The organism is Sphingomonas sediminicola, assembly GCF_049991885.1.
Lineage (GTDB): Bacteria > Pseudomonadota > Alphaproteobacteria > Sphingomonadales > Sphingomonadaceae > Sphingomicrobium > Sphingomicrobium sediminicola.
The window spans coordinates 2,682,347-2,699,689 of record NZ_CP178916.1 but is presented as its reverse complement, the minus strand read 5'-3'; the positions used below and the strand labels follow the sequence as shown (position 1 = coordinate 2,699,689).

At 63.9% G+C, this 17,343-nt stretch carries 18 protein-coding genes; 7 read left to right on the top strand and 11 right to left on the bottom strand.

The window, feature by feature from the left end:
- Positions 1-25: 25 nt before the first annotated feature.
- The gene (clpB, locus tag ACMC5O_RS14040; RefSeq protein WP_187708258.1) at positions 26-2,632 is read left to right on the top strand and encodes an ATP-dependent chaperone ClpB; all 2,607 of its coding nucleotides are present in this window, start codon (positions 26-28) and stop codon (positions 2,630-2,632) included.
- Position 2,633: 1 nt separating this feature from the next.
- Here the strand turns inward: clpB and ACMC5O_RS14035 are convergent, their stop codons facing one another.
- The 4 genes from ACMC5O_RS14035 to xseA form a co-directional block, all read right to left on the bottom strand.
- Complete coding sequence (locus ACMC5O_RS14035) at positions 2,634-3,905, bottom strand: aspartyl/asparaginyl beta-hydroxylase domain-containing protein (protein WP_187708259.1); 1,272 nt, start codon at positions 3,903-3,905, stop codon at positions 2,634-2,636.
- A 321-nt stretch (positions 3,906-4,226) separates the two neighbouring features.
- A complete protein-coding gene (locus ACMC5O_RS14030; protein WP_246444159.1) occupies positions 4,227-4,517 on the bottom strand; it encodes a hypothetical protein in 291 nt (96 codons plus the stop codon).
- Between the two features lie 115 nt (positions 4,518-4,632).
- A complete protein-coding gene (locus ACMC5O_RS14025) occupies positions 4,633-4,842 on the bottom strand; it encodes a DUF2093 domain-containing protein (RefSeq protein ID WP_187708261.1) in 210 nt (69 codons plus the stop codon).
- A 3-nt stretch (positions 4,843-4,845) separates the two neighbouring features.
- A complete protein-coding gene (gene xseA, locus ACMC5O_RS14020) occupies positions 4,846-6,252 on the bottom strand; it encodes an exodeoxyribonuclease VII large subunit (protein WP_426693034.1) in 1,407 nt (468 codons plus the stop codon).
- Between xseA and purD the strand changes: the two genes are divergently transcribed.
- From purD to ACMC5O_RS14005, 3 genes are read left to right on the top strand one after another with little or no spacing between them, the layout of a single operon-like run.
- Positions 6,251-7,519, top strand: coding sequence for a phosphoribosylamine--glycine ligase (gene purD / locus ACMC5O_RS14015; protein ID WP_187708262.1), 1,269 nt, complete (start codon positions 6,251-6,253; stop codon positions 7,517-7,519). The genes xseA and purD overlap by 2 nt on opposite strands.
- Positions 7,516-8,055 (top strand): hypothetical protein, encoded by a 540-nt coding sequence (locus tag ACMC5O_RS14010; RefSeq protein WP_187708263.1) that lies wholly within the window; start codon positions 7,516-7,518, stop codon positions 8,053-8,055. Before purD ends, ACMC5O_RS14010 begins: the two co-directional genes overlap by 4 nt.
- Positions 8,055-8,543 (top strand): hypothetical protein, encoded by a 489-nt coding sequence (locus tag ACMC5O_RS14005; protein WP_187708264.1) that lies wholly within the window; start codon positions 8,055-8,057, stop codon positions 8,541-8,543. Before ACMC5O_RS14010 ends, ACMC5O_RS14005 begins: the two co-directional genes overlap by 1 nt.
- On the opposite strand, the gene ACMC5O_RS14000 is transcribed toward ACMC5O_RS14005, so the two are convergent.
- The 3 genes from ACMC5O_RS14000 to ACMC5O_RS13990 form a co-directional block, all read right to left on the bottom strand.
- On the bottom strand, positions 8,540-9,886 hold the full coding sequence (locus tag ACMC5O_RS14000; RefSeq protein WP_187708265.1) for a hemolysin family protein: 1,347 nt from the start codon (positions 9,884-9,886) through the stop codon (positions 8,540-8,542). The two genes, ACMC5O_RS14005 and ACMC5O_RS14000, sit on opposite strands and share 4 nt — an antisense overlap.
- A 74-nt stretch (positions 9,887-9,960) precedes the next feature.
- Complete coding sequence (locus ACMC5O_RS13995; RefSeq protein WP_187709967.1) at positions 9,961-10,389, bottom strand: nucleoside deaminase; 429 nt, start codon at positions 10,387-10,389, stop codon at positions 9,961-9,963.
- 68 nt (positions 10,390-10,457) lie between these two features.
- Positions 10,458-10,745, bottom strand: coding sequence for a hypothetical protein (locus ACMC5O_RS13990; RefSeq protein ID WP_187708266.1), 288 nt, complete (start codon positions 10,743-10,745; stop codon positions 10,458-10,460).
- A gap of 156 nt (positions 10,746-10,901) precedes the next feature.
- Here ACMC5O_RS13990 and rpmB point away from each other — a divergent pair, with 156 nt between their 5' ends.
- Positions 10,902-11,192, top strand: a complete 291-nt coding sequence (gene rpmB / locus ACMC5O_RS13985; protein ID WP_187709968.1) for a 50S ribosomal protein L28 — start codon at positions 10,902-10,904, stop codon at positions 11,190-11,192.
- A gap of 25 nt (positions 11,193-11,217) precedes the next feature.
- On the opposite strand, the gene ACMC5O_RS13980 is transcribed toward rpmB, so the two are convergent.
- From ACMC5O_RS13980 to ACMC5O_RS13965, 4 genes are all read right to left on the bottom strand, one after another.
- A complete protein-coding gene (locus tag ACMC5O_RS13980; RefSeq protein ID WP_187708267.1) occupies positions 11,218-12,300 on the bottom strand; it encodes a PepSY-associated TM helix domain-containing protein in 1,083 nt (360 codons plus the stop codon).
- Between the two features lie 247 nt (positions 12,301-12,547).
- A complete protein-coding gene (gene cobT, locus ACMC5O_RS13975; protein WP_187708268.1) occupies positions 12,548-14,359 on the bottom strand; it encodes a cobaltochelatase subunit CobT in 1,812 nt (603 codons plus the stop codon).
- 6 nt (positions 14,360-14,365) lie between these two features.
- Positions 14,366-15,373, bottom strand: coding sequence for a cobaltochelatase subunit CobS (cobS, locus tag ACMC5O_RS13970; protein ID WP_187708269.1), 1,008 nt, complete (start codon positions 15,371-15,373; stop codon positions 14,366-14,368).
- 51 nt (positions 15,374-15,424) lie between these two features.
- Positions 15,425-16,075: a winged helix-turn-helix transcriptional regulator gene (locus tag ACMC5O_RS13965; RefSeq protein WP_246444161.1), complete on the bottom strand. Its 651-nt coding sequence runs from the start codon at positions 16,073-16,075 to the stop codon at positions 15,425-15,427.
- An 86-nt stretch (positions 16,076-16,161) separates the two neighbouring features.
- Between ACMC5O_RS13965 and ACMC5O_RS13960 the strand changes: the two genes are divergently transcribed.
- Together ACMC5O_RS13960 and ACMC5O_RS13955 are read left to right on the top strand one after the other, a co-directional pair.
- A complete protein-coding gene (locus ACMC5O_RS13960; RefSeq protein WP_187708270.1) occupies positions 16,162-16,608 on the top strand; it encodes a VOC family protein in 447 nt (148 codons plus the stop codon).
- Between the two features lie 23 nt (positions 16,609-16,631).
- Complete coding sequence (locus ACMC5O_RS13955) at positions 16,632-17,312, top strand: glutathione S-transferase family protein (protein ID WP_187708271.1); 681 nt, start codon at positions 16,632-16,634, stop codon at positions 17,310-17,312.
- Positions 17,313-17,343: the final 31 nt, after the last annotated feature.

The window sequence follows — 17,343 nt, the reverse complement described above, 5'->3', positions numbered from 1 at the left end:
CGGCCCCAAGGCAGAGGGGTGTTTAATGGATCTCGAAAAACTCACTGATCGAGCACGCGGTTTTCTTCAGGCGGCCCAGACGATCGCCGTCCGCGAGCATCATCAGCGGATCGCGCCAGCGCATTTGCTGAAGGCGCTGCTCGACGACGAGCAGGGAATGGCTGCCGGCCTAATACAAACGGCTGGCGGAGACCCCAAAGCGGCGAAGCGCGAAGTCGATGCGCTGGTCGCGAAGATTCCGGCCGTTACCGGAAGCGGCGCGACGCAAGCGCCTGCGCTCGACGGCGACACCATCCGCGTCCTCGACCAGGCAGAGCAGATCGCCCAGAAGGCAGGCGACAGCTACGTGACGGTCGAGCGGATCCTGCTCGCCATGGCGCTAGCGAAGGGCACCGACGTCGGGACCGCACTTCAGAAATCGGGACTCACTCCTCAGAACCTCAATGCTGCTATCGACAAGCTTCGTGGCGGCCGAACCGCGGACACGCAGTCGTCCGAGGATCGCTACGACGCGCTCAAGAAATATGCCCGCGATCTCACTGAGGCTGCGCGCGAGGGCAAGCTCGACCCGGTGATCGGCCGAGACGAGGAAATCCGCCGGACAATCCAGGTTCTCGCCCGCCGTACCAAGAACAATCCGGTGCTGATCGGCGAGCCGGGCGTCGGCAAGACCGCGATTGCCGAAGGGCTCGCACTCCGCATCACCAACGGCGATGTTCCCGACGGCATCAAGGACAAGCGCCTGCTTGCCTTAGACCTCGGCGCCATGGTCGCCGGCGCGAAATATCGCGGCGAGTTCGAGGAACGCCTCAAAGGCGTCCTCGACGAGGTGAAGCAAGCCGCTGGCGAGATTATCCTCTTCATCGACGAGATGCACACGCTCGTCGGTGCCGGCAAAGCCGAGGGCGCGATGGACGCCGGCAATTTGCTGAAGCCGTCGCTCGCACGCGGCGAGCTTCACTGCATCGGTGCGACGACGCTCGACGAATATCGCAAATATATCGAGAAGGACGCTGCTCTGGAGAGGCGCTTCCAGCCGGTGTTCGTCGGCGAGCCGAGCGTTCCCGACACTATCTCGATCCTTCGCGGGCTCAAGGAGAAGTACGAGCTTCACCACGGCGTGCGGATCACCGATGGCGCCCTGGTTGCCGCGGCGACGCTTTCTAACCGCTACATCACTGACCGCTTTCTGCCTGACAAGGCGATCGACCTGATGGACGAAGCCGCGAGCCGCATCCGCATGGAGGTCGAATCCAAGCCCGAGGAAATCGAGAACCTCGACCGGCGCATCATCCAGCTCAAGATCGAGCGAGAAGCGCTGAAGAAGGAGCAGGATGCGGCCTCGAAGGACCGGCTGAAGAAGCTCGAAGAGGAACTCGCGAACCTCGAGCAGCAGTCATCCGAACTTACGCAGCGCTGGCAGGCCGAGAAGGACAAGATCAGCGCCGAGGCGAAGATCAAGGAGCAGCTCGACGCCGCCCGCATCGAGCTGGAGCAGGCGCAGCGCAACGGTGACCTGGCGAAGGCTGGCGAGCTTCAGTACGGGCGCATCCCCGAATTGGAGAAGCAGCTCTCCGAAGCGCAGGCGGCCGTGAAGGGCGCAATGCTCCGTGAGGAAGTTACGGCGGAAGACATCGCCTCCGTCGTCAGTCGCTGGACCGGCGTTCCGGTCGAGCGGATGATGGAGGGCGAGCGCGAGAAGCTGCTCCAGATGGAAAAGCTGATCGGCGCCCGGGTCATTGGCCAGGAAGATGCGGTCAAGGCTGTGTCCGCGGCAGTCCGCCGTTCACGCGCCGGCCTTCAGGACCCTAACCGCCCGCTCGGCTCGTTCCTGTTCCTCGGCCCCACCGGCGTCGGCAAGACCGAGCTGACCAAGGCGCTCGCCGAATTCCTGTTCGACGACGCGCACGCGATGGTCCGCATCGACATGTCCGAGTTCATGGAGAAGCACGCGGTTGCACGGCTGATCGGCGCTCCTCCAGGCTATGTCGGATATGAGGAAGGCGGAGTTCTGACCGAAGCCGTTCGCCGCCGCCCCTATCAGGTCGTCCTGTTCGACGAGGTGGAGAAGGCGCACGGAGACGTCTTCAACGTACTGTTGCAGGTCCTCGACGACGGTCGCCTGACCGATGGCCAGGGCCGCACGGTCGACTTCTCGAACACCATCATCATCCTGACGTCCAACCTTGGCTCACAATATCTCGCTTCTCTCGGCGAGGACGAGCCAGCCGAAAAGGTCGAGCCGCAGGTGATGGAGGTCGTCCGCGCCCATTTCCGTCCCGAATTCCTCAACCGCCTCGACGAGATCATCCTCTTCCACCGCCTGTCGGCGGGACACATGGGCCCAATCGTCGATATCCAGGTCGCGCGGCTTCAGAAGCTGCTTGAGGACCGCAAGATCCGCCTCGACCTGACCGATGCCGCCCGCGCCTGGCTGGGCCGCGTCGGCTACGACCCGGTCTACGGCGCCAGGCCGCTCAAGCGGGCGATCCAGAAGTACCTCCAGGACCCGCTCGCGGACAAAATTCTAGCGGGCGAGGTCAAGGACGGGTCGCTGGTACGCGTCGACGAGGGCGATGGCGGGCTGGTGTTCGTTCAGGCCGAGCAATCGGTGCGGGAAGCGGCGGAATAGCTTAGAGCAACACGCCTCGCTGCTCGTCGGCGGCCGCGTAGAAACGGACGATCATTTCCCGCTCGTGCTCGCTGAGATGCGGGTTCCATGTGTCGATAATCAGGATCGCGCGGTCATGACCGCTGCGGTTCCAGGCCTCATGCTCGATGGTGTCGTCGAAGACGAACGCCTCGCCGACACGCCACTCCCGCGTTTCGCCGCCGACCCGGAAACCGCAGCCCTCGGGCACGATCAGCGGCAGGTGAACGATGCTGCGCACGTTGGTTACGCCGGTGTGCGGGGGGATGTGGCTGCCGGCCTTTAGGATCGAAAAAAATACCGCGGGAGCGCGGCCCTCGATGCGGCATAAAGGCAGCGACTCGACCAATTCAGTCGTCCGCGGAGCGCGGGCGCAGGCGTCGTCCATGCGCACGCCTTCCTTCCAGAGATGGAAGGCTCCCCAGTCCAGCGACTTGTCGAGCCTCGACCATTTGTTCGGCGGAACGCCGGGAGGCATCGAGATATAAGGCGCCACGCCGGAATCGCGCTCTGCCAGGATTGCCTGCAGTTCCTTGATGATTTCGGGCGTGGCCGCCTCGAGCTGTTCGAGCCACGGGAAATGCCCTCGATCGAAGAACTCGTCGGCAGGCAAGAACGGGTAGTGCAGCCCCTCGCAATGGTTGGCGTAGATGCCCCGCCTCCCCAGCCAGTGATCCGCCGCAGCCTGCAACCTCCGACGGTCCCGAGTGCTCGCCCCTGAAAGGTCGTCAGCCAGCTTCGCATCGATCGCGTTTGCGAGATGCTGCCGGTGCTTTTGTACGAAGGCTTTCGCGTGGTCGACGATCTGCTCGAGTTCGGGCAACCGGTCGGGAATGCCGGACGAGAGCGCGACCACGGCTCCCCACCTCTTCGCGCCCAAAGCCTCTTCACCCAGACGCTCATGGAGCTCGGCCAGCCGGATCAGCGCCAAGAGGTCCCGCTGGTCGATCGTGAGCACTTTTTCGAGCGCCGCCCGCTCGGCCTCGGAATCCCCAAGCTCACGATGCGCTCGCGCCAAGTTCATCCAGAGCGGCTGTGCCTTCGGGTCCCGGTCGCATGCAATTTCGAAATGAGCGGCCGCCGCTCGCGCGTCCCCCTGGTCCAAAGCGAACAGCCCCAGTGCATTCCGGGCATTCGGCTCCGTTGGGTCGAGTTCGATGACTGCATCGAGATGATGGCGTGCTTTATCGACTTGCCCCGCGTGCATTGCGCGCTGGGCTTCCGCGAGATGTTGCTGAATGCTCCCCGAAGTCATGTCCCGACTTGGAACCGAGCCGGGGATCAGGGTCAAGGGCGCCTCAGCAGGCCGCCCTTCCGCCAGCTCCTGTGTGAGTCACGACGCAGGGACTCTTCTGTGCGCTTTCCAGGGCTTCCCGATCCTCCCGTTTGCGGTCGGCCCATTCAGCCCGAGTTCCGCAGAACCTCTTGGTCGCTAGGCGGCTGCCGGTGAGGACGATATTCTCGCAGATCCGCTCATTGGGATTACCGGTCGAAGTATTAGGTGCCTGATCCTTCTCCGCAAACGCGGGCGTCGAAACCATCGACGCTACGAGGACTAACGCAACGGCCAGACGGCTCAGCATGACGGCGCTCCGATATTCTTGTTGGCGACCACGCTGCACGGGCCAGCGATCTGCTTCTGGATTTGATCCACTGCCTGGCGATCCTGCCGCCTCTGCTCTTCCCACTCCGCGCGCGTCGCGCACACCCGCTTCTTCGCGAGGCGGCTGCCGATCACCGGAATGCTCTCGCAAATCTTCTCGTTGGCGTCGCTGGCCATGCTGGATTGCTGTTGACCGGCCGACGGCGTTGCCGCCACAGCAGGGGTCGCCGCGACAATCACCAACGCAAACAGGCGAACAAGCATAGTCGCCTCCATCGAATGCAATTCATTCGAGCGCGCTCAGTCGGCAGCTCGATTACGCGTGTTGTAAACTCATCTTGTTGCTGCGGCCAACGAATTTTCGACCAACGACAGACGCTTAGCGGTCGGCGGCCTTCTTCTCGGCCTCGACGCTCGCATCCGCATCGACATAGGCTTCCTGCCGCTCCACGCTCCAGTACCGAAGCTCATGCAAGGGAATCCGTGTGCCCGTGACGGCGCAGATGACGTGGTCGCCGTTCGAAAGGACCCTAAACGTCCCGGGGAGATAGTGAAGGCGCGCTGCGCGTCCGGCTCCACTCATCAGCATGTCTTATTCCTCAGGCTCATCGAACAGGCCCCGCTGGGGTGCGACATAGGGTGCCCGGCGCGGGCGCTCAACCCGAGCAGGCTGGCTTGGCGCCGCCCCAGCGGTCGCGTCGACCGTCCCGTCGCCGAAGTGCAGCTTCAGCTCGCGCGCCGCGATGGCATCTGCGGCATGGGTCAGCGTCTTGCCTGCCCGGTCTGTGACGCGCGCAAATCCACGTTTGAGCGGTCTGTCGGGATGAGCGAGCTCGGCCAGTCGCCAGAGGGAAGCCAGTTGGTCTCTCGCCCGCAAGACCCGGTCGGAGAGCAATTCGCTGCGCAGCCGAGGAGCGACCGCGCTGAGGTCCGCGCGAGCATGCGCGGCCCGTGCGGCAAGCGCCCTGGGCAGCCTTCCGACGAGATCATCGACCCGCTGGTTAACGGGTGCAAACAGGGCTTCGGGCTTAGGCCAGCGATGCACCGTCAGGTCGAGCCGCTCCCGCGCGCGCCGTGCATGGACAGTCAGGCAGGACGCCGAGCGCCGCCCCAGATCGTCGACAAGCGCCATCAGGTCCGATCGAACGGGCACCGCGATCTCCGCGGCGGCAGTGGGAGTGGGCGCACGCCTGTCTGAAGCCAAGTCGATCAGGGTCGTGTCCGTCTCGTGACCGACGGCCGAAATCAGCGGGATCGGCGATTCAGCTGCAGCACGGACGACCTCCTCCTCGTTGAAGGCCCAAAGGTCTTCGATCGAGCCTCCACCGCGTGCGACGATCAGGAGATCCGGCCGCGGCACCGGCCCGCCTGTCTCGATCGCGCCGAAACCACGAATGGCCTGCGCCACCTTCGCCGATGCACCCTCGCCCTGCACCGGAACCGGCCAGACGATGACATGCGTGGGGCAGCGGTCCTCCAGTCGGTGAAGGATGTCACGAATCACTGCTCCCGTCGGTGACGTCACGACGCCGATCACGCGCGGAAGGAAGGGCAGCTTGCGCCTGCGCTCCACGTCGAACAGCCCTTCGGCCGCAAGCGCGCGTCTGCGCTTGTCGAGGAGCGCCATGAGCGCCCCCTCCCCCGCCAGCTCCATCCGCTCGACGACGATCTGGTATTTTGAACGCCCCGGGTAGGTAGTGAGCTTGCCGGTGGCGATCACCTCCGCCCCGTCCTCGGGCCGGAACGCGAGCGCCTGTGCGCTCCCCCGCCAGACGACTGCGTCCATGCACGCGCCCTCGTCTTTCAGCGAAAAATAGCAGTGGCCGGACGCATGGCGCTTGAACCCGGAGATCTCGCCGCGAACCCGCACGCGCCCGTAGGACGTCTCGATCGTACGCTTCAGCGACATCGACAGCTCGGTGACCGACAGCGCAGGCGCGTTGTCGCCGGCCTTGGCCTCGGCTAACAGGCCGCTGCCGCTGTCTTCGGGGAGATCCATGAACATCCTGCTGCTGGGTTCGGGTGGACGCGAAGATGCGCTCGCGTGGCGGCTGAGGCAATCGCCCAGCTGCGTCGAGCTTATTGCGGCACCCGGAAATCCAGGCATTGCCCGGTGGGCGGAATGCGTCGCAATCGACCCATGCGATCCGACGGCGGTGACGTCGCTTGCGAAGGAGCGCTCGATCGGTCTCGTCGTCATTGGTCCGGAAGCACCGCTCGTGGCCGGCGTCGGAGATGCATTGCGCGAAGCGGGATTTGCCGTGTTCGGTCCCAATGCAGCAGCAGCTCAGCTCGAAGGCTCGAAGGGCTTTACCAAGGACCTTTGCGCGGCGAACGCGATTCCAACGGCGGGCTATGTTCGGATCGAAACTGCGGCGGCGGCGCACGACGCGCTGAAACAGTTCGGAATTCCGGTCGTCATCAAGGCCGACGGCCTCGCCGCCGGGAAGGGCGTGACCGTCGCCATGAGCCGCCAGGAAGCGGAGGCCGCGATTGATGCCGCCGGTGACGGCCCAATGGTCATTGAGGAGTTTCTCGAGGGCGAGGAAGCGAGCCTGTTTGCGCTGGTCGACGGCGAGACCGCCGTCCCGCTCGCGTCGGCACAAGATCACAAGCGCGTTGGCGAAGGCGATACCGGACCGAACACCGGCGGAATGGGCGCCTACAGCCCGGCGCCAGTCCTCACCACCGAGCTTGAGCAGCAAGCGATGGATGAGATTGTCCGCCCCACCGTTCGGGCACTTGCCGAGGCGGGCACGCCTTTCTCAGGCGTGCTCTACGCCGGCCTGATGCTTACGAGCGAAGGTCCGAAGCTCATCGAATACAATGTCCGTTTCGGCGATCCGGAATGCGAAGCCATCATGCCGCGCATCGAGGGCGACTTCGCCGAGCTGCTTTACGCCGTCGCGACCGGGCGACTGGGCGAGCAGAGGCCGGAGCTGTCGGACAACCACGCGATGACGGTCATCGTCGCCGCCCATGGATATCCGGGCACGCCAAAGGGCGGCGGGCTCATCCGGGAAATCGAGGCTGCCGAGCAGGTGCCCGGCGTGACCGTCTTTCACGCGGGGACCGCGCGTTCTGGAGAGACATTGGTCGCTAAGGGGGGGCGGGTTCTGGCCGTGACCGCCGTGGCTGACACGTTCGCCAATGCCCGGGCGCGCGCGTATCGCGCCGTTGACCAGATCGACTTCGCTGACGGCTTCCACCGTCGCGATATCGGGTGGCGCGAGCTCGAGCGCGCCGAGCCGGCGGTGAGCGAATGAACCTTCTCTGGGATCTCTATTGGCCGGTCCTGACCCTGGCAGTCGTCGCAGGGGTCAACGTCGGCGCAATCGCCTTCCGCAAGCGGGCGCCAAACCAGTTCAGGACGATAAACTGGAGGCGCCGGCGAGTGCTCGTGCTTGCCGGCGGGGCCGCCCTCGTCCTCGCGTTCGGAGCCATCTGGCACGCTCCGGTCGGTAAGGGCGAGCGCTTTGCATCTCAAACCGAGCGCTTTACTCGCAAGGTCCTCGTCGACTGGGAAATGGCACCGGTCACCGCCGTCGTCCCCCGCAATCCGATCAGACGGGCGCTCGTCCTTTCCGGGCCGGCCGACGATTTCCAGCGCAGCGAACTGGTACGAATTCTCAACGATGTTCCGGGCGTGGCCAATGTCTGGTGGGCCGACCGGCCGCCGAATTTCACGCTGCCATTGTTGCTGGAGGTGGAACTTGCGGCGCTTGTCAGCTTTGGCGTTGGGCTGGTGCTGGCGTATCTGCTCGAGCTTCGGCGCCGCTCGAATGCGCAGTGGAGATGGTGATGGATTTTGGTGGGAATCTCTGGCTGATCGTCATCGCGGCGATTGTCGTTCTTATTGTCGCGTGGTTGCTCCTGCGGCCTCGCCAGCGCATTCAGCTGGGCGATTCCACGCCGCTGCGTCCGCACATGTCGAATCCGAGGCCGGAGGCCGAAGGGCGTGGGCTCGCAGGTGAAGCCGCGGCGGCGACGAGCGACGTTGCCGGAGAGATCATCAAAGCGCCGGTTCACCAGGCGCTGGCCGGCGGAGAAGCGCGCGATGAATTCACCAGGATCAAGGGCGTCGGCCCGAAGTTCGCGGATGCGCTCCACGCGCTCGGTTACAATCGTTTCGAGCAGCTCTCGCGCCTAACCCCGGAGGAGCTCGATCGGCTCGACGGGCAGCTCGGGCCGTTCCGCGGCCGACTGCAACGCGACCGTGTCATCGAGCAGGCCGACTATCTTGCGCGTGGAGACACTGACGGCTTCGAAAGCCGCTTCGGCAAGCTCTAGTCCTGCTCGACCTGCGCGGGCTCATGCTCGCGCGAGCGCCGCTTGGGGCGCGAAACGAGCAATTTGTCGATCTTCCGCCCGTCCATGTCGACAACTTCGAACTTCCAGCCGTCGTGGGCGAAGGTCTCGCCGGTCTGCGGGAGCCGCTTGAGGACCGACAAGGCAAAGCCGGCGACGGTCGAATAATCGCGGTCGTGGGGCATGTGCACTCCAAGACGATCGGACAGCAAGTCCGCGCTTGCTGCCCCCGACACCAACCAGCTTCCATCCTCGCGCTCGAACAGATCCGGCTCCTCACCCTCCTCGACATCGTGAGCGAAGGTTCCCGCAAGCGCGGCAAGAATGCTCCCCGGAGTCACGATCCCGTCGAAATGCCCATATTCGTCATGAACTAAGGCGAGCGGTACATCGGCCGACCGGAGCACGACTAACGCGTCCATCGCATCCATCAGGTCGGGAATCACAGGAGCCGAGCGAGTAAGTTCGCGCAAATTGAGTTCTCGCCCGTCGAGAAGCGCCTCGAGCAGGTCGCGAGTTTGAATCACCCCAACGATATTGTCGACTGAACCGTCCGCGACAGGGATGCGGCTGTGCGGAGTGTCCTTCAGCGCGGCGCGGAGATCCTCAGAAGATGTACCTACGTCGACCCAGTCGACATCGGTGCGAGGGGTCATGACCTCGCGAACCGGGCGGTCGGCCAAGCGAACAATGCCGGAAATGATCGCCCGCTCGCTTTCCTCGAGCACGCCGGCCGTCTGCGCCTCCGCGACCACAAGGTGAAGCTCTTCCGCAGTCACCGTGTTCTCGGACTCACGATTGAGACCCAGCATCTTGAAGATCAAAGCGCTTGTGCGGTCGAGAAGCCAGACGATCGGGCGGGTGAGCCACGAAAGCCACAGCATCGGACGGGCAACAATCGCCGCGATCGGCTCAGGCGAACGAAGGGCGAATTGCTTTGGCACGAGTTCGCCGATCACAACCGAAGCGAATGTCGTCAGAATGATCACAACCGCAAAACCGATTGTCTGGGCCGTCTCGGGTGACAGCCCCAATAACGCAACTCGCTCGCCAACAGGCTTGCCGAGAGTCGCTCCCGAATAGGCGCCCGCAAGGATGCCGACCAAAGTGATCCCGATCTGCACGGTCGACAGGAAGCGCCCGGGATTGGCGGCGAGGTCGAGTGCGCATTGGGCGCCGCTGCTCCCGCTCTTTGCCATCGCCTTCAGTCGCGCCTCTCGCGACGAGACAATCGCGAGCTCGCTCATCGACAGGACGCCGTTGAGCAGCACCAGCGCGAGGATGATGACGATATCGAACCAGGGAAGTGGGGAAGGATCGCTCATGGGCGTTGCGTTAAATGCCTAGCAGCGCTTTTGTTCACAAGCGAACATCGATTCACATACGAAACGGCTCGGCTTTAGCGACGCTCTTCGAAGAAGGCCTTTAACAGCTCCGCCGATTCGGCTTCGCCAATCCCGCCGAGCACGTCGGGTCGATGGTGACAGGTGGGCTGGCTGAATATGCGCGCGCCGTGGACCACACCGCCGCCCTTTGGGTCGTCAGCGCCAAAGCGGACGGCTTCCACGCGAGCAAGCGCCATCGCGCCAGCGCACATCGCGCAAGGCTCCAGTGTCACCCAGATCGTACAACCGTCGAGGCGCGACTGGCCGAGCTTCTCGGCGGCAGAACGGATGGCGACGATCTCTGCATGCGCAGTCGGGTCGAGACTTCCGCGCATCGCATTGCGCGCCTCGGCGATGACCTCGCCGTCCTTGGTGACGACCGCTCCGACGGGCACCTCCCCTTCCTCGGCTGCCTCGCGGGCGAGGTCGAGCGCGCGGCGCATCGGCAAGGGCAGCGGAAAACTCACCGTGAAGCGGCTAATCCACGCCGCCCGCCCTGTCGATTCGTCGATTATTGCGCGGTGTTGGTTACCGGCTGCGTCTGATTGCCCTGTGCCGCGTTTACCCGGACGGTCGGAACCGGGACGGAGACGTCCTTCTGGTCCGTCCCGACACTGACGGTTCCGGTTTCAACGTCGAAAGCGGGCGTTTGCCCGCCGGTAGCGGTGATTCCGTTTTGGGTCACCGACACTTCCGGCGCCTTCGCGGGCCGAATTTGATTGATATCCAGGAGGCCCGTGGCCACCAGCACGATCAAGGCGACGACCGCCAGGATCAAGACGAGAAGAACTGCGCGCATCCCCTGCTCCCTCTGTTACGTTGCCGACACAACGCAGTTGTTGGCGTCCGGGTTTCCTCGCAAGAGTTGACGTGTCTCCCCCTTAAGGGTATCGGGCCACGGCTTTCCGGGCCCCTCTTGTGGGTGGCCCGTCCCAAAGAATCAGGATTGAACATCATGTCGCGCGTTTGCGAGCTGACCGGCAAGGGCCGGCAGGTGGGACACAATGTTTCCCACGCCAATAACAAGACCAAGCGGACGTTCCTGCCGAACCTGCAGAACGTGACCTTGATCTCCGATGCTCTTGGCCAGAGCGTGAAGCTGCGCGTTTCGACGCACGGCCTGCGTTCGGTCGAGCATGTCGGCGGCCTCGACAACTGGCTGCTGAAGACCAGCGACGACAAACTGTCGCCAAAGGTCCGCAAGCTGAAGCGCGAGATCGCCAAGAAGGGTCAGGCCGCGGCCTAACCCTGCGGCAGCCCGAGCAGGGCTGCTAGTTCGCCAGAGCTTCTTCCTCTGCAAACGCCGCAGCGCTGCGCCGATGCTTTCTGCGCCGCCGGCGCATGCGCAGCCACATCAATATCCCCGTGACCGCCAGGGCCGCCGGCAGGATCCCTCCCAAGAAGATGACCACCTGCCACAGCAGCGGCATTCCGGTGCCGTCGTGAATTCGGCGCATCGTCCGCGCGAATGTCTCGGGCGTGGCATTCGCAACGGATGCGTCTGCGTCCGAATCCTTCACACTCACTTCGACCGGCTTGCCCTCGCTTCTGACAGATATGATCCAAGCGGCCTTCTTGTCCGTCGGCCAGGCAATCGACGCGACCTCGCCCGGCACTACCAGTTGGGCTGCCGCGACGGCTTCATCAGGACTTTGTGCCGGTGCCGCCAGCGGCTGCGACGGCCCTGATTGAGGTCCGTTCGGAGGGTTGAACACCGCCGGGAAGGAAATCCACACTCCGGTCGCTGACAGCACGGCGAGCGGGAGCGCGATCCAGAAGCCTCCCGTGTGATGCAGGTTCGAATTGAAATCCGGCCGGCGCCGCCAGCGTAGTCCGCGCGCGAAGCTGCCCTTCAGCGGCCACCATAACCAGATGCCGGTGAGCGAAGACAGTAGCATCGCAACCCCGATCCAGCCGACAATCTGCCTTCCGATGGGTCCCAGCATGAAGGTGCCGTGGATCACATGCAGCAGGCCCAGCGCGCCGTCCCGAGGACCTCCGCGTTCGATCGGTTGCGCGGACTTCGGATCCAGCCAAACAATCGCCCGCGAAGGCCTCCCCCCGCCTGCCGGCTGCTTCGTCAAAGTTATTTGGACCGCGCCATTCTCTTGGGGAAACGTGAGCATGGAAATTTGCTCGCCAGGCTGCGCGAGCTTCAAGGCGCCGACGGCATAAGCCGAGGGCGGCAGGTCTGCCGATCCCGCGACTGGATATCGCTCGGGGTAGAGCTGCCGGTCGATCCAGTCGTGCCAGACCAGCGCCGCACCGGTCAGCGAGATCGGAATGATCAGGATGGCAAGTGAGATGCCGAGCCATTTGTGAATCTGGAACCAGAGGCCGCGGAGGCGAATCATTTTCGGACTCATGTTTAGCCCATAGCTTCTTGAGAATGGCTCGCAATAGGAAGCCTATTTCCTGAACGAATGTTGCGAGTTCCGTTCAGTTTCAGTGAAGGACGAATCGGGCATAAGTCTCTCAAGTGACGAGGTTTCCCCCTTTTCCTCGTTGCCCAAAGAGGCCGGCCACGGCCGACTGTATCCCTCGCGTCGCGTAACGAGGGGGGCCCGGTGTGCGTAGTGCGCCGGGCCCAACTTCGTCCGGTCAGGGCGTTTCGAACAATCGGGCGAGCTGCTCGATCATCGCCCCTCCAAGCTGCTCCGCATCCATGATCGTCACTGCACGGCTGTAATAGCGCGTGACGTCGTGCCCGATTCCAATCGCGACCAGCTCGACCGTAGACCTGCGCTCCACCCATTCGATGACCTGCCGAAGGTGACGCTCGAGATAGGCGCCGCCGTTGGCCGACGCAGTCGAATCATCGACCGGAGCGCCATCGGAAATCACCATTAGGATTCGGCGCTCCTCCGGCCGCGCGATCAGCCGATTGTGTGCCCAGAGCAGCGCCTCGCCGTCGATGTTTTCCTTGAGCAGGCCCTCGCGCATCATAAGGCCGAGGTTGCGCTTGGCATGGCGGTAAGGCTCGTCAGCCCTTTTATAGACGATGTGGCGGAGGTCATTGAGGCGGCCCGGGTTCGCCGGACGGCCGTCCGAGAGCCATAGCTCGCGGCTCTGCCCGCCCTTCCACGCACGTGTCGTGAAGCCGAGCACTTCGCTGGCGACTCCGACCCGCTCCAGCGTCCGAGTGAGGATGTCGGCGCAAATTGCGGCGATGGCGATCGGGCGCCCGCGCATCGATCCGCTATTGTCGATCAGGACGCCGACGACCGTGTCACGAAATTCCGTGTCGCGCTCGATCTTGTAGCTGAGCGAATGCATCGGGTTCACGACGACGCGTGCCAGCCGCGCAGCGTCGAGCAACCCCTCCTCTTGGTCGAAGTCCCAGCTTCGGGCCTGCTGTGCCATCAGGCGCCGCTGCAGCCGGTTTGCGAGCTTTGTCACAACATTGTGAAGTCCGCCCATTTGCTGGTCGAGATAGGCGCGGAGCCGGGTCAGCTCTTCTTCGTCGCAAAGCTCGTCCGCCTCGACCATCTCATCGAAGCGCGTCGTGAAAGGCTTGTAGTCTGTTTCCGGGGAAAGGTCCCAGTTGCGACGGGCCGGAGCGGACAATGCGCTTTCGGCGGTGTCGTCACCATCGGCCAGATCGTCGTCGCCGAGCTCCATCTCCTGCGGCGAGGTGTCCGCGTCGCCCTCTTGGTCGACCTGCTCGGCACGCATCTCGGCCTCGCCAGCACTGGGACCCGTCTCATTCTCGTCCTCGCCCTGCTCGGGCCCGCCTTCCTCTCCCTCTTCGCCTTCTCCGCCTTCTTCCGGAGGCTGCTCGCTTTCCTCGGATGCTGCCGCCAGGTCGAGGTCCTCTAGCAGCCGTCGGGCAACCTTCGCGAAGGCGGCCTGGTCGTCGAGCGTCAGTGCAAGCGCATCGAGCTCGACGCCGGCCTTCTCCTCGATCCACGGCGCGACGAGATCGAGGCCAGACCTGGCGGAAGCAGGCGGTGCATCGCCGGTCAGGCGTTGGCGGGCGAGGAGGCCGATCGCCGTTGCAAGCGGCACTTCCTCCGCGCTCCGGGCGCGAAGGATCGCGTCGCCACGAACACGAGCCTCGGTCAGTTCAGAAAGGTTGTTCCGAACGCCGGACATGGTCCGCGCACCGAGCGCCTCGAAGCGTGCCGTCTCCAGCGCATCGAAAACCGCCCGCGCATCCGGGTCGACGGGCGCTGCGGACGCATGAAGCCGGTCGTTGTGATGGCGGAGCCGCAACGCCAGCGAATCGGCAGCCCCGCGCGCCTCGGCGACAAGCTTGGGCTGCATCGAGGGGCCAGGCGACGGGACGCGGGCGGTCTTTCCTGATGGCGGCGCAGCTTCGGACGCGAAGGCAACCTCCACATCCGGATCGCGAGCGATCGCCCGCGCCGCCCCAGCAAGGGCACGCCGGAACAGGTCGATCGCCTCTGCCATTCGGGTTCAGCTGGCCTTGGAGGCCACGCTCTCGGGAAGGTCCGTGCCGAAGACCCGCTGATAATATTCGGCGATCAGCGGTCGCTCGGCTTCGTCGCACTTGTTGAGGAATGTCACCCTGAACGCGAAACCGACGTCGCCGAAGATCAGGCTGTTCTGCGCCCAGCTGATCACCGTCCGCGGGCTCATCACGGTCGAAATATCGCCGTTGATGAAGCCCTGCCTCGACAGGTCCGCCACCTTGATCATCTTCTCGACGGTCGTCTTGCCATCCGGATTGTCATACTCGCCCGACTTGGCGAGCACGATCTGCGCCTCGACCGCGGCCGGCAGGTAGTTGAGAGTCGCGACAATGTTCCAGCGGTCCATCTGGCCCTGATTGATCGCCTGGGTGCCATGATAGAGGCCGGTCGTATCGCCGAGCCCGATGGTGTTGGTGGTGGCGAACAGCCGGAAGAACGGGTTCGGGCGGATCACCCGGTTCTGATCGAGCAAGGTCAGCTTGCCTTCGGTCTCCAGCACGCGCTGAATAACGAACATCACGTCCGGACGGCCGGCATCATATTCGTCGAACACGAGCGCAACCGGGTGCTGGAGCGCCCACGGAAGCAGGCCTTCGCGAAACTCGGTAACCTGCTGACCTTCCTTGAGCACGATCGCGTCGCGGCCGACGAGATCGATGCGGCTGATGTGCGCGTCGAGATTGATGCGGATCAGGGGCCAGTTCAGCCTCGCCGCAACCTGCTCGATGTGGGTGGACTTGCCGGTCCCGTGATAGCCTTGGACCATCACGCGGCGGTTCTTCGCGAAGCCGGCGCAGATCGCCAGCGTCGTGTCCGGGTCGAAGACGTAAGCAGGGTCGAGATCGGGGACGCGCTCGTCGGCCTCGCTGAACGCGGGCACTTCCATGTCGCTGTCGATCCCGAAAAGGTCGCGGATCTTCGCCATCTTGTCGGGTGCGGCCATTACGGTCTCGCCGCGGCTCTCGGGCTTCACGTTGGATAGTTCGGTCATCGTGGAGTCCCTTACGGGAAGGGCGCTGGCGCCTCAATAAGATGGATGGTGCTAGTCGACCTTCTCGGGAAGCGGGAAGAGCGTGACGAATCGCCGCGCCAGTTCGACGTCCCCTTCGACGCCGATCGTCTCTAGGGGCGCTCCGCCGTAGATCACCGCCGCGAGGCCCTCTGGAGTGGTCGTCATGACCACGTCACACCGCGCATCCAGTCGCCGCTCCACATGCAGCTCGCCGCCGCAGAGCTTCGCGGAGTAGCTCGTCTCCCCGAAGCGGAAGCCGAAAAGGCCCTCCATGCCTTGCGCCCGGTCCGCATCGATCATGGTTTCAAGCGACATCATGATCGCCGCGTGGCTGAGCGGAAGCGTCGGGTCGTGAAGCGGACTGCGCGCCGCCCATTTGCCGAGCTTTCCGATCACCGGAGCCACTTCGAGCGCCCATGGCGTCGCTTCATAGACCTGCACGGACGCAGGAGGCGGCAGGCGCATCTTCCGTACGAGCCCGCGCTCTTCAAGTTCGGTCAGGCGCTGTGTCAGCACATTGGCGCTGATTCCCGGTAGATCCGCTCTCAATTCCGAGAAGCGCTTCGAACCGTACGTTAGCTCGCGAAGGATCAGCATCGCCCAACGCTCGCCGATCAGCTCCAGCGCATGGGCCAGCCCGCAGGCATCGTCGTACCGTCTCTTTGCCTCTGAATTCGCCAACTTAGTTACTTTTTCTAACGAGTCAGTTGCAATTTATGACTTCACGGGCCAGAAGGCAAGGAAATCGAGTCGCAAGGGAGAGAAAGATGGCGCGGTTGATCTTCGTGAACCTGCCGGTTGATGACCTCGAACGGTCCAAGCTTTTCTACGAAGCGATCGGCGCCCGGAACGAGCCGAAGTTCTCCAACGAAGCTGCGGCGATGATGGTTCTGTCGGACACCATCCACATCATGCTGCTGACCAAGCCCTTCTATTCGACGTTCACCAGCAAGCCGATTGCTGACGCTCACAGCAGCAGCCAAGTCATCCTCTGCGTGTCGTGCGCTAGCGCGGCCGAAGTGGACCAGCTCGTCGAGGTCGCTGCCGCCAATGGCGGAAGGGCCGATCCCGGCCCGAAGCAGGACATGGGAGGAATGATGTACGGCCGCAGCTTCGAGGATCCGGACGGGCATCACTGGGAGCCGATGTGGATGGACCCACAGATGGCCGAACAGGGCGCACATCCTGTCGAATCCGTCACTGCTGATAGCTGATAGTGGAGTAAGGAGCGCACGCCATGCCGGTCGATTCGACTGCATCTTCCGAAGTGACGGCCTATCGCTGGGTACCGGATTTTGCCCAAGGGCTGGTCAGAGACCTTCGGGTCCGCTGGGCGCTCGAGGAGATCGATCGGCCCTACCGGGTTCGCCTGCTCGACGTCACCAAGCCCCGGCCGGACGAATATTTCTGCGAGCAGCCCTTCGGGCAGGTCCCGGCATACCGCGACGACGAGGTTCAGCTGTTCGAGAGCGGCGCGATCCTGATCCACCTGGGTTTGCAGGATGAGCGCCTTTTGCCGGCGGATCACGCGCAAAGGATGCGCGCGATCGCCTGGCTCATCGCCTCACTGAATAGCGTCGAGCCGGCCATTTTCCCGCTGCTCATGATCAATGTCTTCAACAAGGGCGAACCGTGGACGGAGGAGGCGCGCCCGAAGTTTCTCGAACGTCTCAACAGCCGACTGAAATGCATGTCCGATGCGCTAGGCGACAAGGAATGGCTTGAGGGGCGTTTCACCATCGCCGACCTGATGCTCGTCACCGTGCTCCGGCAGCTCCGCGGTGGAAAGACAGTCGACCAATTCCCCAATCTCGCCGCACTAGTTGCTCGCGGCGAGGCGAGGCCCGCCTTCCAGCGCGCGCTCGCCGACCAGCTCGAAGTCTTTGCGAAGAACCAGCCGGAGCCGCAGCCGGCCTGAACCAGGATATCCTGAATTCCCGAACCCGAAG